The sequence below is a fragment of the Streptomyces sp. BE303 genome (assembly GCF_036290945.1).
Classification (GTDB): domain Bacteria; phylum Actinomycetota; class Actinomycetes; order Streptomycetales; family Streptomycetaceae; genus Kitasatospora.
In genome coordinates, this window is record NZ_JAQYWZ010000866.1 from 1 (window position 1) to 441 (window position 441).

Annotated in this window: 1 protein-coding gene; it reads right to left on the minus strand. The window is 78.2% G+C overall.

Annotation, left to right across the window (positions count from 1 at the left end):
- Positions 1-441, minus strand: a 441-nt coding sequence (locus PUR56_RS31225; protein ID WP_329951439.1) for a beta-ketoacyl synthase N-terminal-like domain-containing protein, incomplete at both ends; no start/stop codon positions are given.

Here is a 441-nt window from a genome sequence, read left to right on the forward strand (position 1 = left end):
CGCCCGCGCCGCCGCGACCCCCCCCCCCCCACCGCCGCGGTCGCCCTCCCGGAGACGCCGCCGCCCCGCGCCCTCGAGCACGCGCCCGCCCGCAGCGCCGGCGCGGCCCGGTGCAGCGCGACCAGCGACGACGAGCACGCCGGGTCCACCGTCACCGCCGGCCCCTCCTGGCCGACCGAGTACGAGACGCGGCCGGACAGCACGCTCGCCGCGATCCCGGTGCCGAGGTGGCCCGCCGAGTACGCGACGTCCTCGGACCCGGCGTCCAGCAGCGCGACGTCGTCCTGACCGTTGGATCCGGCGAACACGCCGACCTGCTCGCCGCGGAGCGACAGCGGGTCGACCCCGGCCCGTTCGAACGCCTCCCACGACCTCTCCATCAGCAACCGATGCTGCTGGTCCCGCGCCAGCGCCTCGCGCGGCGAGATCCCGAACAGCCCC